We start from the raw sequence: 15,018 nt of genomic DNA, 5'->3' as shown, positions 1-15,018 counted from the left end.
GCATTCAACGGAGGTGCAATAAAACCATGAAATTTGCTAGAAAAGCGACTACGGCGGTAGGGCTTGCCCTGACGCTTGGACTTTCCGGGCTAGCCCCGGTAGGTCCCGTAGCCTACGCTGCTGAGGATGCGTCCGTTCACGACGGCTCCTCCAGCGACAAAGCAGCCGCTTCCTGCTATGAAGCTAAACAAGTCAACAAGGATGCAAAATCCGGTAAGTACTGGCTGTACACCCCTTCGATGTCGGCTCCACAGCAGTTCTACTGCGACCAGGAGACTGACGGCGGCGGTTGGGTTCTGATTGGTCGCGGTCGTGACGGCTGGACCGAGAACTACCACGGTCGAGGTGCTGCGTCTAAACTGTACACCAGCCCTGAGGGTGACGACGCAATGACTCCGGTACAGCTGCCCTCTACCACTGTTGATGAGCTGCTGAACGGTCAGAAGCCGCAGGATCTTGAAGATGGCGTGCGCTTCCGCCGCGCCCTGAATACTGACGGCACGGAATGGCAGAACATCACGGCGCATCGTGATCAGACCGAGCGTTGGACCTGGGCTCTGCGAAGCAACAATATCTGGTCCAATATTGACGTCAGCGCGGATAACCCCCAGTACATGCAGAGGGACCGTACCCACTTCGACAAGACTGAGGGCCATATTCAGCAAAATGGCACCTACTCGGTGCTGAACTTTGATGAGCAGCGTGAGCAGGGATGGAAGCTCGGTTTTAGCTACAGCCGTGATGTTCGTGCTAACGGAAATCGCAATGAGAGCGCAAGCAACTCATATCTGTACCGCCCGAGCGGTTCCAACGCTACTCCCTTCGCTTTCACTCAGGTGTACCTGCGCCCGAAGCTGACCCAGCAGAACATGGGTGCACAGGCTATTGGCGATAACGGTACTGCGGCAAGTAACCGCCGCGCACTGCCCAAGAGCGGTTCTATGCCATGGAAGTGGCGCACAAGCGATAAGTCCGGAACCGGTAACGTCAACGAAATGAACACCTACGTTCAGGCTATTACTCAGGTAGGCGACACTGTCTTCACCGGCGGTGACTTTGCATACCTGGAGTCTGCAGCCGGTGCTCATGTGGATCAGTCTTATCTTGCTGGTTTCAACGTCAATACTGGTGAACTGGTACAGACCTTCAAGCCGAAGTTCAATGGTCAGATTAAGTCTCTTGAGGCTCTGCCGAACAACAAGTTGGCCGTTGGCGGCGAATTCACCGAGGTTAACGGCGAAAAGGTGCCCGGTTTTGCGGTGCTTGACCCCGCAACCGGACAGCTTGACCGCGAACTGAACCTGCAGGTTGAAAACAACGTTTCCGGTTCAGCTCTTTCTGTGAAGACTCTGCAAGCTCAGGGAGATTACCTGTACTTGGGCGGTACGTTTACCCATCTCAAGAGCTCAGGAACCCCCAATAAGGTTTACTCCCGTAACGCTGCTCGCGTGAAGATCTCCACCAACCAGGTTGATCGCACGTGGACCCCGCGTTTCAACGGAACAGTAAATGGTATGAGTGCATCGGCAGATAACTCCGAGGTATTTGCCGCCGGTTACTTCACCGAGATGAATGACCAACGCGCATTCCGTGTGGCACGTATCCTCGATTCCGCCAAGAAGGTCGGCACATGGGAGGTCACTCCCTCATACCTTCCGGATGCGCAAACCCGCGAGAAAAGGGTGTGGGGCTTCCACTTTGACGTTCAGGATGCTGGCAGCTCCGTATGGCTTGGCGGTACTGAGCACATGATTTCTCAGTACACTAAGAACGAACCAATGACCCGTTTGAGCTCGAGTATTACCCGCAACGGCGGTGATTTCCAGGATCTGCATCTCAACGGTAATAACATCTACGGCGCCTGCCACTGTGGTGACTTCCTGTACCAGGGCAGCGGCACCCACGACTACGCATGGCGTGGTTCTACCGTGACCGACAGCATCCGTTTGGTTGCTGCGTTCGATAAGGACAGCGGTAAAACTCTCCCCGAGTTCGCTCCTACTCTTAAGGGTAAGAGTGGTCACGGCATCTGGGAATCCTTCGTGGACTCCAATGGTGTACTGTGGGTTGGCGGCGATTTGAACCGCTCCCTAGGTGAAAATGGTGTACAGCAGGAATCTGTTGGCTTCGTACGCTACGCACCACGCGATGTTACTCCCCCGCCTGCTCCGAGTAACCTGACTGTTACTCAATCCGGTGATAACGATCAGCTGAACTGGAGCGCATCTGGCGAGGCGGGTGCACGTTACCATGTGCTCCGTAACGATCGCGTGATTGCTACTGTGAACGGCACCAGCTACAGGGTAAAGCACACCGACAACGCTCGTTACTTCGTGCGTGCGGCTGATGCAAACGGTAACTACTCTGCTTCTACTTCGGTTGCTGTATCTGGCAAGAAGGCTGAGCAGCCTAAGCAGGAGAACCCCAAGCAGGAGAATCCGCAGCCTCAGCCGGAAAACCCTAAGCAGGAAGATCCTAAGCAAGAGGACCCCAAGCAGGAACAGCCCAAGCAAGAGCAGCCTAAGCAGGAGAACCCGAAGCAGGAACAGCCCAAGCAGGACGATCCTAAACAGGACAACCCCAAGCAGGAAGATCCTAAACAAGAGCAGCCTAAACAGGATGACCCCAAGCAGGATGACAATAAGAATATCGTCAAGCCTCAGCCGGAAAACCCCATCCAGGACGATCCTAAACAGGAACAGCCCAAGCAGGACAACCCGCCGAAGCAGGAAGATCCTAAACAGGATGAACAGCCTCAGCCGGAAAACCCTGCGACAGACGACCAGGTTCAGCCCGCTGATCCCAACGATGATCTGAAGCCGAACGAGCCTAAGCAGCAGGAGAACCCGAAGCAGGAGCAGCCCAAGCAGGAAGATCCTAAACAGGACAACCCCAAGCAAGAGCAGCCCAAACAAGAGGATCCGAAGCAGGAGCAGAAGCCCCAGGGCGATCAGGTTCTCGTCGATAGCGGTTCTTCATGGGTCTACCGCGTAGGCAGCGACCGCGCCGAAAGCGAATGGAAAACTCGTTCATGGCTCGGCGGCGCATGGTCTCGCGGCAAGGCTCCCCTGGGTGCTGGCTCGGTGAACGTTGAGACCGAGGTGAATACCTTCTTTGGTACTCCGATGAGCATCTACGCCCGTAAGGACGTTACCCTCACGAAGGAACAGGCTCAGCAGTATCTGAAGCTCACCACCTACGCAGATGACGGTACTGTGGTTTATGTCAACGGCAAGGAAGTTGCTCGTAAGAACATGCCGCAGGGTCGTATCTCGGCTAATACCCCCGCAACCCAGCGTCCGGAAAGCCAGAACGCTCAGCTGTTCTCAGTTGACGTTCCTGCTGAGTACCTGCGCGAAGGTCGCAACGCAATCGCCGTTGAGGTTCACGCTAACTCGCACTGGAGCAACAACATCAGCTTCGATATGCAGGTTATTTCCACCGCTCAGCACCAGAATCCCCTTCCTGAAGTACAGAATCAGGAGGATAACGGTCAGCAGCACCGCCCTCAGGTCTGGTACTGGTACTACCCGGAGTACTACGGCAACTATGGTAACGGTGACTACTACGGTCGTCGTAACCAACGCGTAGCCTATAACTACGATCACCGTGGTTTTGGTTACATGGGTGGCTTCGGTTATGCCCACGGATTCTTCGGTCGTGCATTCTACGACTACGGATTCGGTTGGTAATCACCTAGCCCCTTTGTAGGGACTGCATAAACGCTCCTGTAGCTGGATTTAGTATTCGGCTACGGGGGCGTTTTTCAGCGCGATACCGTCTTCAATGTTTGACTAAGAGTCAGCAAAATAAGGCGCGCCTGGCAAAGTCCTACTTTTTAGAGCATTTTATTTCTATAATCTTTATGACTTACTTTTTGCTCGGACACTCGGTTTTAGATCGCATGTCTTCCGGCGGGCTTAGGTAACAGCAAACGTCGTCATCACCCGCGGCACCACCTCAAACTTTGATCACCGATTAGGATTCTTCACATGGGTCATATCACTACGCCAAGCACAGCAAAACGCCCCGGCTTTTCGGATACTCTGAGAGCGCTTGAGCAGGCGCAAAAACCAGGTATTGGAGTTCCCGCATACACCCGATGGGTAAACCGCAGGATTGCACGCTATTTCGCTGCTGCCGCTGTCTCTCTTGGTATTACGCCCAACGGCGTTACGGCGGTCAGCGCAGCTATCTCAGCGGCAGGTGTTATCGTTCTTCTAACCGCTCCCCCAACAATCCTGACAGGCGTTATCGTTGCGTTTCTGTTTGCCCTCGGTTACGGGCTTGATTCAGCGGACGGGCAGGTAGCCCGCGTGACCGGCGCATCCTCACCCGCAGGAGAATGGCTTGACCATGTAGTAGATTCCATGCGAGTGCCCACCGTACACCTAGCGACGCTGGTAGGTTTTATCCGTTTTCCCGAGTACTTCTCTGTATCACATACCGCCGATGGTTTTCCCGGTGGCTGGGTTCTTTGGGCACTGCCCATGGCGTTCACAGTACTCACCGCCGGACATTTTATGAGTCAGATTCTCGCTGAGCAGCTGCGCAAAAATCGTAAAACTGCGGCACCTTCGACCGGGGGTAACCTCCGTTCCTTCATCAATCTGCATATGGACGCCGGTACGCTCTGCTGGATCTATATTTTTTGGGGTTTTGGCGTGATCTTCGTCTTCGTCTACGCGCTTCTTTTCCTGGCAAATGCGGCGACCGTTCTGATGTCTATGCGCCGTAAATATGTCACGCTCGCAACCCCCGCATCGTCCCCCTCGCAGGAGGCATAACCGTGAAGTTTGAATCTTCAGTTCCCGCCGTAAGCGCCGTGATCGCAACTAACGGTAAACGTCCCGAAACTCTGCGCACTGCGGTACGCTCTATTCTCGATCAAGATTATGCGGGGTTTATTGAGGTTGTCGTGGTGTATGACCGGGTAGAGCCCGATTTGCTGGAAGACATACAGGTTCCGGAAAATCGGAAGCTCATTACGATAGTAAACACACGCACGGGCGGTCTTGCGGGTGGTCGTAACAGCGGGATTCTTGCCGCCACTGGAGAAATTATTGGTTTCTGTGACGACGACGATTATTGGATGCCCACCAAGGTGACCGAACAACTCGCGCTGTGGAATACTCATCCGGAGGCAGTCGCGGTTTCTTCGGGTATCACCGTTCGCTCGGGTGGGCGTGATATTGAGCGGCTGGCGCCTAAGCGTGCATCCTTCGATGACTTTCTGCTCTCACGCATTACGGAAATTCATCCTTCCGCTATGCTCTATGCGAGGCAAGACCTTGTGACCGACCATCTCGGTTTAGTCGATGAGGAGCTGCCAGCTTCCTACGGCGAAGACTATGATTTACTCTTACGAGCAACCCGCTACGGCGACGTTTTTTCGGTGCAGAAACCACTTATTCTGGTGCTGTGGGATCGTCCCTCATTTTTTGCCGGCAAGTGGCAGGCTATGGCGGACGGGCTTACCTATATACTGCAAAAATTCCCCGAATTTGAGCGTAGTCCGCGTGGACTGGCACGTATTGCCGGGCAGATAGCTTTTGTGCATGCGGCGCTCGGTCACCGTGATCTTGCTCGTTCCTACGCCCGCTCGGCCCTTAAACGCGATAAAAAGCAATTACGTGCCTGGGCGGCATACGTGGTAGCACTGGGGATTGTGAAACCTCAGCTGCTTCTTGATCTCGTTCAGAAGACAGGAAGAGGTCTGTAATGTCTACTGCTCTAGCTCTTCCAACCCTCGGTGCTTCAAGGAAGCTCGCGTCCACACCCGCGGCGGGCAGTGCATCCGCACAGGCACCCCGTAAACGTCTTCCTGCGTGGCCTCTTCTCACCCTGTTCTATGGGTTCCCGGCATTCTGGGCGTTGGGGCTGCTTCAGATCGTGCCGCTGGTGCTTTCGGTTACGATGGTCATTTACTTGACTATCCGCGGCGGCGTGCGAGTGCCCCGCTCGCTCTGGATATGGGCTGCGTTCATCTTCTGGGTGATTGTCTGTACCGTCTCGTTAGAAGATGTGACAGACTATATCGCCTGGACGCTGCGCTTCGTCAATATTCTCAACGCGGGCGTGTATGCGCTTTACTATTTCAACGCTAAAGAAAGCATCTCGATCAATCAGCTCTTGGGAAGCTTAACCGCCCTGTGGGTTACGGTTGTCGTACTCGGATGGGGCGGCGTGCTCTTCCCGGAAGTGCGCGTTCAAACACCAATGAGCTACGTCGTGCCACAGAGTTTCATGTCGAACTCTTTGGTGAAAGACTATATGCTCCCACCCTTCGCGGAGGTTCAAAACCCCTGGGGAGCACCCGAACCCTACGTGCGCCCCGCCGCGCCTTTCCCCTACGCCAATAGCTGGGGTCTTGCCTTTACCGTGCTTACGCCCGTGATGTTCGCATTCTTTGCTCGCACACGCTCGTGGCTTCTGCGCATCTTTTTGGCGATCGTCCTCGGAGCGTCGGTCGTGCCGCTCGTGGCGACCAGTAACCGCGGTATGTTCATTGGTCTGGGTTTTGCGACTGCATACGTCATTATTCGCCTGATTATTGGTCGCTACTGGGGCTTGGTAACAGCGGCCGGGGTGATGGTTGTCGGGGTGGTGACCGCGTTAATTGCCTCCGGCACGGTGGCAGCTATTTTGGGTCGTCAGCAGTATTCTGACTCGACCGGCGGTCGCGCGGCGCTGTACCGCTCAACCTGGGCAGCGTCCTTAGAGTCTCCCATTGTGGGGTATGGAACTCCCCGCATGGAATTGAGCGTGGGTGTTTCGATGGGTACTCAGGGGTATCTATGGACTCTAATGTTCTGTTTCGGATTTGTGGGTCTTGCTATATATGCCCTCTTTATTCTCAGTATTTTGGGGGAAGGGTTGAAGGTGCGCACCCCCGCCGGATTCTGGCTACATTCCATTCCGGTCTGCAGCTGTGTTGTCATTATTTTCTACAGCTTCGACGTGGCACAGCTGAGCGTTCTTCTGCTCAGCGCTATGGCCTGCATTCGTGCGCAATATTACAGAGAGGAGCTTTAATGGCACGTCATGCTTCTTTAGCACGCAGCGGATCGCTGGCTTCTCTCTGTGTGATGTACGGTGCCGGTATTGCGTTCGTTACAACCCTCGTGGTCTCAAACGGAATCGGCGCCGCCGGTGCCGGTGAATTCTTCCGTCTAATGGCACTCTTTGCGATCGGGACCTCGCTCTCAGTCTTCGGCGCGGATACCGGGCTTGTACGTACGATGTCCGCACAGCGTGCCCTAGGACGATACTCTGCGCTCCCCCAGCTTATCCGCTTCGCTCTTTTCCCCTCGGTACTCCTTGCCGTTGTTGTAGCCCTCGCAGCGCTGGTGTACAGCTTAATCATGCCGGGAAGCGACGAATACGCCACCGCTCTACGGGTGAGCGCTCCGTTCCTGATAATTGCCGCCGCCATGACGGTGGGGTTCGGCGCATTACGCGGTCTAAACCAGGTAGTGACATTCACCCTCCTGCAGAACGTGGTGCTCCCGACTCTTCGCCTAGCTGGCGTAGCTCTTGCGGTGATTCTCGCGGGTTCTCTGATGGGCTTAGTGTGGGCATGGACTATTCCGGTGATTATCACCACGGCGGTCACCGCATACCTGCTCAACCGCCCTCTTCCCGAAGAAATGAGCCAGGATAAGCCGCCCACCACGAACGAGCATCAGGACGCCCCAGAAGAAACGCTGCGTTCTTTTTGGATGTTCTCATCTGCCCGCGGTGTTGCCGCCATTGTCGAGACCGCACTCGAATGGATTGATGTGCTGGTTATCGCAGCATTCCTCGGACCGGCCGCAGGCGGTGTATACGGCGCGGTAAACCGGTGTGTGCGTGTTGGCACTATGGTCGAACACACCGGGCGCATCGTGACCGGACCATCGATCAGCGCGGCTTTGGCAACCCAAAACTTGGTTCGTGCCCGTGAAATCTTCCTTGCGACCACCCGCGTGCTCACCGCCCTAGCTTGGCCTTTCTACCTTTCACTTGCTTTCTTCGGCCCGGTTTTGCTGCGTTTCTTTGGTAAAGGTTTCGAGTCTGGCGCCGGTATTCTCTGGGTTATCTGCCCGGCGGCGATGCTCGCGATGAGTGCGGGCGGCGTGCAGTCAGTTCTGCTCATGAGCGGTAAAAGCCGTTGGCAGCTTCTCAATAAGCTCTCGGCTCTGGTTCTGGCGATTATCTTGAACCTTACCTTGGTTCCGTTATGGGGGCTCTATGGTGCCGTCACCGCTTGGGCGGCGGCGCTGCTGATTGATACGTTCTTGGCAAGCTACCAGGTCTTCAAGCTGGTGGGTATTCGCGCTACCGTCAAGGAAATGGCTCCGGCGCTCATCCTTGGCGGTGCGGTACCGACCGTATGCGCCCTTATTCCGCTTGCGGTTCTGGGGCAAAGCCTAGTAGCTCTGGTACTGTACCTGGTTCTTCTGGTTCCAAGCTACGGCTACCTGCTGAAGCGCTTCCGCAAGCCGTTGGGCGTTGAACGTTTCCTCTCGGCACGCAAGAAGCCCGCAACCGCGGAAGAAGTTGTTGCAGCCCAGACCCCGGAAAACGCGCCTACCACGGTGATGGCGATCGTTCGCTCCCCCAGCAAGTTTTCGGCGGTGCGTGCCGCTATTGCTCAGGGGCGGCGTGAGGCGTTCCCGCAGTATACCGATTCCGGTGCCGATGCACAGCGCTTGAATGATGCGCTTGCCCACGGAGCAACGATGGTTCAGCTCGTCGGGGTTTCCCCGCAGCATCCTCAGCGCTCCTCCAGCATTGCTTCCGCCGTTACTGCGGCGCTTTCAAAAACACCACCGGCGCAGTCTTCGGATGCGCCCTCTCAGCAACATACCGCAGCTGAGACACATCTGTCAGCTACGCCTCCCGCCGAGGGAACGGCGGTTCACCACGAACAACTTCACGAGAAGGGACAAACTCCGCACATGGGGAGAGAACAAGAGTCTGCGCCGCAGGCTAACGCATCGTCGCAGGATCACAGCAACCCCCGGACGGGGAAAACACCGCATATCGAAAAATCGCCAACCGTGCCAATATTCCTGGGTGCGGCGGCTGGTGACGAGCCGGGTTCACCCGATTCTGCGGTTGGTACCCTCAGAAATGCTCTGCCGCAGGATTCTGCACAGCCTGAAGCCGATAAATCTCCCGAGCCAGCTCAGCCCGTGCAAGCCGTAAAGAAGCCGAGGCTTCCTGCGATTGCACAGGCTACCGCAAATGGTGCCCCGGATACGCCCACGGGCATGATACCCGCGCAGCCCGCCGCTAAGACTCAGGCGACACCAACGGAAAGCACAGACGCCGAAGCCCCGGCGAAGTCTTCCGAAGATACGACGGACTCTCACAACACAACACCGATCACGAACCACGAACGACCCAGGATTATCGTTCAGAAAGAGAACACCATGGAAAATTCGAGCACTTCCGAGAAACAGCCTTCGGCATCTTTGCTTGAGCAGGTTCAGCGAGTATGGCGCCATAAGCTCATTGTTCTTATTCCGATCGTGGTGATGGCGATTCTTGCGGGCACCTACGGTGTGATTTCGCCTGCATCATACGCCGCGAAATCAACTGTGGTGGTTTATCCGCTCGTGAACGACCTTTCTGGAACCGGCAGCGCGAACTCCTTGAAGGTCGATATTAACACCGAGTCCCGTGCGGCAAGTTCCCGCCAGGTTGCCGGGCGTGCCATTACCAAGGCTCAGGCTAACCAAGAGGGGCCCAACTACCAGGCGATGGACGTTGATAAGCTCATGGCTGCCACAAAGGTAACGGGTACTTCGCAGTCGGCCGTTTTGGATATTGAGGTGACTCTGCCTAACGCCCAGCAAGCGGCTGACTACGCAAATGCCGTGGCTGAAGCCTATCTGGAGGTGCGCAGTGAAGGCCTCAAGGCTAATGTGGAGGACCGGCGCAAGAAGCTCAATGAGAAGATTGACGAAGCACAAAATAGCAATACCATCCCAGCTTCCGAACTTACTCAGCTTCGTGAACGCCTTTCTCAGCTTGAGCTGATTTCTCAGGAGGGCGGTCGTGTTGTATCCTCGGCTCAGGTTCCAAAGAGCCAGAAGGGTCTCTCCCCCATGGTTCTGATGGTCGTTGGCGGTGCCTTCGGTCTGCTGGTGGGTATTGCTGCAGCATACATTTATGACCGTTCGATGCGTACCTTAGGTTACGCTGGTCGTCTCAAGGAAATGGGTATCGATTCGCATGAGCTCAAGCCGAACGACACCGAAGGAGCGCTTTTGCTGCTGCACCGTGTAGGCGCTACGGATGGTGACCTCAAGAAGGCCGGTTATGCCGGTATTACCCTCAGTTCTGCATCCGGCAAACTCGCTTACCGTATGTACCAGGCTCTCTACACCGCGCTGCCAAGCGATCAGGTGCGTTTTATCGACTACAAGTCGCTCAAAGACAGTCACTCGCTGCAGAACCCCGAGAAGTATGTTGCGGGTAATTCCATTCCCGTTGTGGTTGATTTGGGGAACTCCGCTACGCTTCCGCAGGTTGTGCGCTTCAGCAGTGCTACTCGTCTGTGCCTGATTCCGGTGAACAAAGATACTAACCGGGCAAAGCTGCGCGAGCTCTTCTCGTACCTGCAGACTCTTGAAAATACCGTGAGCATCGCAGTATTTATGGAACCGCAGAAAGAGGGATAAACGATGGCTAATTCGTCGGATAAGTCCGCAAAGTTACTTCTCGTCTCTAGCAGCGGCGGGCATTTGAAGCATCTGACCGAGACCGCTTCTGCATGGGAAAACTACGAGCGGGTGTGGGTGAGTTTCAAACAGCCCGATGTTCAGGCGGCGCTTGAGAACGAGCGTGTGCATTGGGCCTACTACCCTACGACCCGCAATATTAAGAACGCTATTCGGAATTTCTTCTTGGCTCTGAAGGTTATTCCTCAGGAGAAACCGCAGGCCGTAGTTTCTGCGGGGGCCGGGGTTGCGGTTCCGTTCTTCGTAGCGGCGAAGCTGTTTCGGGTCAAGACCATGTACATTGAGTGCTATGATCGCCCGACGCTGCCGACGATGACGGGAAAAATGCTCTATATTCTGGCCGATAGCTTTAACGTTCAGAATGAGGAACAGCAGAAGAATTTTCCGGATTCGACGATTCTGCACCCGATTTTCTAGGGCGCAGCACCGCATTATATGCGCGGGCGTGGGATTAATAATTTTCACCGCTTTCATGACCGTGAAGTTTTACTTTAATCCTGCGTCTGCGCGTATATACTTAATACATAACAAACTGATAACAACATCTGCGGGCGAGCATTACCTTCGACTAACCACCGGAGTCAATCGCAGAAACTCTTCCGATTTACCAACCACTCGGGGTTAGCTGGCCTACTTCCACTCTTTAGGCTGACCGATTCCGCACTCACCGATTAGAGTTAGGATCAGACATATATGTCTATTCAGAACGTGCCCCATACTGCGGGGCATAGCATTATTCTCGATCCGGCGAGCTTCACTCTCGCCCAGGCTCCCTCACGTCTTCCGGCGGATACTTATGATCTTGTGGTTTCTCTCGGAACCGACTATCACACCTTTGATCGGCTGCTACGGTGGGTCAAGGCTTATTTGGCGGAGAATCCTCAGGTACGATGCCTCATTCAACACGGCCATACTTCCCCCGTTGAAGGAGCAGACAACGTTAAACTTCTGCCCGCAGGCACCCTCAAACACCTATATGCCAAGGCGCAGGTTGTACTGGTTCAGGGCGGCCCGGGGTCTATTCAGGATGCGCGTGCCACCGGTGCTATCCCCCTCGTTGTACCGCGCCGCGTTGAGTTTGATGAAGTTGTCGATAACCACCAGGTCCCTTTCGTTACCATGATGGAGAAGCAGGGCGGCGCCGTTATCGTTGAGAGCCGCGCAGACCTGTTCGACAAGCTTACTCTAGCCTTTGAAAATCCCTCACTTTTTCATGCGGCAAAGCCCTATGTGGCGAACCCAAGTATCGCAGCAGAACAGCTGGCGCAGGGGCTCGATAACCTGCTTTCGGGGAAGACTCGCCGTGCTGAGGGATACATAGCCCGTTTCAAGCAGGCAGCACGTGCCCACGCTGCGGGTAAGCAAGAAATGGCTCGAATTAACGCTATTACACCCAGCGAGTAGAATCTAAGTAGCTATCGGCGATATAGTGCACATGTATCCGCCGAGTTTTCAGACGTAAGGCTACACCGGAGCATCCGCCGCTATATGAGGCAGAGGACTGCACATATACGCGGGTGTTCCACTCAAGTTGTGCAGCCACGAAGGCTGTTACCTGTTAGGTACGAAAGCCTCGGAGCGCTTATCTTCCGGATAGGATGCCCGGGGCTTCGCACGCGCCATGGAAGGAAAAGAGAAAATATGGCAGTTCAAGAGTCCAACGACGTCAACGTATCAGTTGAGCAGATCGCTGCAGCATACGCCAGCGAAGATTTCGCACGCTTTGTATGCAATGAGGTTGGTGTTAATTTCGTCAGCTTCAACCTTGACGGTGACCCCGCCGGTGAGTACACCATTACCACCGAGCGCACCATCCCCGCAGACCGCGTGCCGGATATTGCGAAGAAGTTCGTCTCTAACGGTGTGGGTATGACCCAGACCGATAAGGTGAGCGCGCCCGCTGCCGACGGCACCCGCACCGTAAACACCGAGGTTAAGGTTAGCGGTATGCCTGTAAGCGCACAGGCTACCCAGACCCTCACTCCTGTGAGCGACAGCCAGGCACGTGTGGACGTCAATGGTGAGGTCTCCTGCTCGATTCCGCTGGTGGGCAAGAAGATTGCTGCCGCTGCCGAACCTCAGGTTGGTCGCGTGCTCAAGGTTCTTGGTACCTCGGCTGAGAAGTGGACCGCTCAGCAGGGTTAATTACTGACCTGCTAGTCTACCTGCTAAAAAGGCTCTTTATGTGAATGAAGCGGCGGAAAACCCGCTTTATTCGAATAAAGAGCCTTTTTCTGTTGGGTGCTGAATGCTAGCGACCGATGGGCTTAGGATGCTTCAGCTTCTGCCCCTTCTACGGGGTCCTCTGCTTTAGCGGCGACTACCGCCTCATGATAGGCACGGTCACCAAGAAGTTCGGCGAAGCGACGCATCTCAACACGCAGGTCGTGCTCAGCTTCTAGCAGGTCAACAACTTTGCGGAGCTTGGTGCTTGAGGTGTGCTCCGTATAGGGGAAGTAATGGACGCTCACACCGACCTCTGCGAAACGTTTTTCAAGGGCGAGGCCCTGCGGGGTTCCCTTCCAGTCATCGCCTTTGAAAAAGACGTTAAAGGGCTTCTGGTGCCATGTTTCGATCTTATCGGGGGTGGTTTCGATATAGACTTCGTCCACATAGTCGATATGACTGACGATTGCGGCACGTTCATCAATGGGGATAACGGGACGGCGCCCCTTGGTTTGTTCAAGAACGTCGTCGTGCACGACACCGGCGATAAGGTAGTCGCAGTTTTCCTTCGCCTTGCGCAGGATTTCGAGGTGCCCGTAATGGAACAGGTCGTAGGCGCCGGCGGCGTATCCAATAATCATAAGAAACCCTCTCTTAGGGTACGTGCTTACGGCAGACGCCTGGGGCACATTCACACGGTGACTGCGCGGTTTTATACCGCACGTATAGCACCATCAGTTTACCAGCCGGAACGCTGTTCAGCTTCCGTCTGGATAACCGCAGGAACATGATAGGGACGGCAAAAAGGTGACTTCCCGATGGCTATGTCGAGAAGTCACCTTCTATATGAGCTACCCTTGGGTAAGATCTCCTGCTTGCCAAGCCTGGTGATCCTGCCACGAAAAGCCAGCAATACGCTCGCCATGAGCAAATAGCTCCCATGGATCGTTCACCGCGCCCGCTTGCAGGGTTAAAGTCCACGGGGAACCATCAGAAGCACGCAGTGTTATCACGGGGTTATACCCGTCTTCTGAACCGGAAACCTCAGTGATTACCGTTCCCTGAACTTGCCCCAGACTATCCGGAAAATGATTATCCTGGGGCTGGGGTCCCTTGGGAACAGAGCCCTCTGCTGCGGTAAGAACACCGCTACAGTTAACTTGAAGTGCCCAATCTTTCCCAGATAAAACTGCGCAGGCGTTCTCGCCCATGATCTCCACTGCATCAACGGTTAGCGGGAGGTGTGAACGCATACGTTCAAGTACTGAACGGGTATCCCACCCCGCAGGTGTCTCATCCGATGGTTCCAACGGGGCTGTGCCATCAGAAGGAACATACCCAAAATAGTGGCGTGCCTCGGCAAAACTATGAGGCACAATAAATTTCTTATTCTCTTCTACCTCAAACTCTGGTTTGTACCGATACACCGCCACGCTACGACCCGTGTAGAAGTTCTCATCATACGGGTCAATTCGCATAGCGTGCGCATAATCGATCAGCATATCCGCACTGAGGCGGTCAGGAATACGCGCAACCTTATATGCTTCTTCCTTCTCAAAGTTAATTGGGAGCCCCTCATGAACGAAACGCCACCGAGAGCCCATCTCACGTTTAACCTCAACACATCGTCGAGCCCGTTCCGTGTGAATATCGCCGGGATTATCAGGCTGAAAAAGAACCTCAAACCGGCGACGACCTCGCACATTCACCTGAGAATCAGCATGAGAAGCTATGGGGTACCGATTCGGAACATTTGAGATCAGCACGCCGGTAGTATTCAATAGTCGAGAGGTTGTGTGCACAATAGAATCTACATCGTTACTCGGCACACGATTTGTCAAAACCGAAACCCAATAATTTTCACACTCAGTAAACACAACAGCATCACTGATACGACGCAGCGGCTCAAGGTACGATATCGCCGCAGCTAACCCGCCTGATTCAACAACCTCATACTGCATGCGGTAGCCCAGCTTTTGCTGCCAGTCGATATATGCCTGGGCGATATCCTGCAGGTCCGCATAAATATAGCCAAGTTCGTAGGTAGTGGGCTCATATGCACCGTTAGCTAACGTATAGTGGGGATTCATAACACTCTATTCTGTCTGTTATCGCTACG

10 protein-coding genes are annotated in these 15,018 nt (G+C 54.8%); 8 read left to right on the top strand and 2 right to left on the bottom strand.

What is annotated here, in order from left to right; genetic code table 11:
- Nucleotides 1-26 precede the first annotated feature (26 nt).
- From HMPREF0733_RS06995 to HMPREF0733_RS06955, 8 genes are all read left to right on the top strand, one after another.
- Nucleotides 27-3,692, top strand: a complete 3,666-nt coding sequence (locus HMPREF0733_RS06995; protein ID WP_013398672.1) for a fibrinogen-like YCDxxxxGGGW domain-containing protein — start codon at nucleotides 27-29, stop codon at nucleotides 3,690-3,692.
- Between the two features lie 300 nt (nucleotides 3,693-3,992).
- Nucleotides 3,993-4,787, top strand: a complete 795-nt coding sequence (locus tag HMPREF0733_RS06990; RefSeq protein ID WP_013398671.1) for a CDP-alcohol phosphatidyltransferase family protein — start codon at nucleotides 3,993-3,995, stop codon at nucleotides 4,785-4,787.
- Nucleotides 4,788-4,789: 2 nt separating this feature from the next.
- A complete protein-coding gene (locus tag HMPREF0733_RS06985) occupies nucleotides 4,790-5,722 on the top strand; it encodes a glycosyltransferase family 2 protein (protein ID WP_013398670.1) in 933 nt (310 codons plus the stop codon).
- Entirely contained in the window at nucleotides 5,722-7,035 is a 1,314-nt protein-coding gene (locus tag HMPREF0733_RS06980) for an O-antigen ligase family protein (RefSeq protein WP_013398669.1), read from the top strand. Before HMPREF0733_RS06985 ends, HMPREF0733_RS06980 begins: the two co-directional genes overlap by 1 nt.
- Nucleotides 7,035-10,673, top strand: a complete 3,639-nt coding sequence (locus tag HMPREF0733_RS10780) for an oligosaccharide flippase family protein (protein WP_049775439.1) — start codon at nucleotides 7,035-7,037, stop codon at nucleotides 10,671-10,673. The genes HMPREF0733_RS06980 and HMPREF0733_RS10780 overlap by 1 nt, the downstream gene beginning before the upstream one ends.
- A 3-nt stretch (nucleotides 10,674-10,676) precedes the next feature.
- Complete coding sequence (gene pssD / locus HMPREF0733_RS06965; protein WP_013398667.1) at nucleotides 10,677-11,150, top strand: PssD/Cps14F family polysaccharide biosynthesis glycosyltransferase; 474 nt, start codon at nucleotides 10,677-10,679, stop codon at nucleotides 11,148-11,150.
- 276 nt (nucleotides 11,151-11,426) lie between these two features.
- Nucleotides 11,427-12,137, top strand: coding sequence for a glycosyltransferase (locus HMPREF0733_RS06960; protein WP_013398666.1), 711 nt, complete (start codon nucleotides 11,427-11,429; stop codon nucleotides 12,135-12,137).
- A gap of 237 nt (nucleotides 12,138-12,374) precedes the next feature.
- Nucleotides 12,375-12,878 (top strand): DUF2505 domain-containing protein, encoded by a 504-nt coding sequence (locus HMPREF0733_RS06955; protein WP_004006161.1) that lies wholly within the window; start codon nucleotides 12,375-12,377, stop codon nucleotides 12,876-12,878.
- A 122-nt stretch (nucleotides 12,879-13,000) separates the two neighbouring features.
- On the opposite strand, the gene HMPREF0733_RS06950 is transcribed toward HMPREF0733_RS06955, so the two are convergent.
- Both HMPREF0733_RS06950 and HMPREF0733_RS06945 read right to left on the bottom strand, forming a co-directional pair.
- The gene (locus HMPREF0733_RS06950) at nucleotides 13,001-13,540 is read right to left on the bottom strand and encodes an FAD synthase family protein (protein WP_013398664.1); all 540 of its coding nucleotides are present in this window, start codon (nucleotides 13,538-13,540) and stop codon (nucleotides 13,001-13,003) included.
- Between the two features lie 210 nt (nucleotides 13,541-13,750).
- On the bottom strand, nucleotides 13,751-14,989 hold the full coding sequence (locus HMPREF0733_RS06945; RefSeq protein WP_013398663.1) for a hypothetical protein: 1,239 nt from the start codon (nucleotides 14,987-14,989) through the stop codon (nucleotides 13,751-13,753).
- Nucleotides 14,990-15,018 lie beyond the last annotated feature (29 nt).

This window comes from Rothia dentocariosa ATCC 17931 (assembly GCF_000164695.2).
In the GTDB taxonomy this organism is placed as follows: domain Bacteria; phylum Actinomycetota; class Actinomycetes; order Actinomycetales; family Micrococcaceae; genus Rothia; species Rothia dentocariosa.
Note: the sequence above shows the minus strand (reverse complement) of the source record. Positions and strands in the feature narration are given on the sequence as shown.

Bases quoted from the DNA above. Each gene is read 5' to 3' on its own strand.
- HMPREF0733_RS06995 (WP_013398672.1), top strand. From the start codon at position 27: ATGAAATTTGCTAGAAAAGCGACTACGGCGGTAGGGCTTGCCCTGACG.
- HMPREF0733_RS06990 (WP_013398671.1), top strand. From the start codon at position 3,993: ATGGGTCATATCACTACGCCAAGCACAGCAAAACGCCCCGGCTTTTCG.
- HMPREF0733_RS06980 (WP_013398669.1), top strand. From the start codon at position 5,722: ATGTCTACTGCTCTAGCTCTTCCAACCCTCGGTGCTTCAAGGAAGCTC.
- HMPREF0733_RS10780 (WP_049775439.1), top strand. From the start codon at position 7,035: ATGGCACGTCATGCTTCTTTAGCACGCAGCGGATCGCTGGCTTCTCTC.
- pssD (WP_013398667.1), top strand. From the start codon at position 10,677: ATGGCTAATTCGTCGGATAAGTCCGCAAAGTTACTTCTCGTCTCTAGC.
- HMPREF0733_RS06960 (WP_013398666.1), top strand. From the start codon at position 11,427: ATGTCTATTCAGAACGTGCCCCATACTGCGGGGCATAGCATTATTCTC.
- HMPREF0733_RS06955 (WP_004006161.1), top strand. From the start codon at position 12,375: ATGGCAGTTCAAGAGTCCAACGACGTCAACGTATCAGTTGAGCAGATC.
- HMPREF0733_RS06950 (WP_013398664.1), bottom strand. From the start codon at position 13,540: ATGATTATTGGATACGCCGCCGGCGCCTACGACCTGTTCCATTACGGG.
- HMPREF0733_RS06945 (WP_013398663.1), bottom strand. From the start codon at position 14,989: ATGAATCCCCACTATACGTTAGCTAACGGTGCATATGAGCCCACTACC.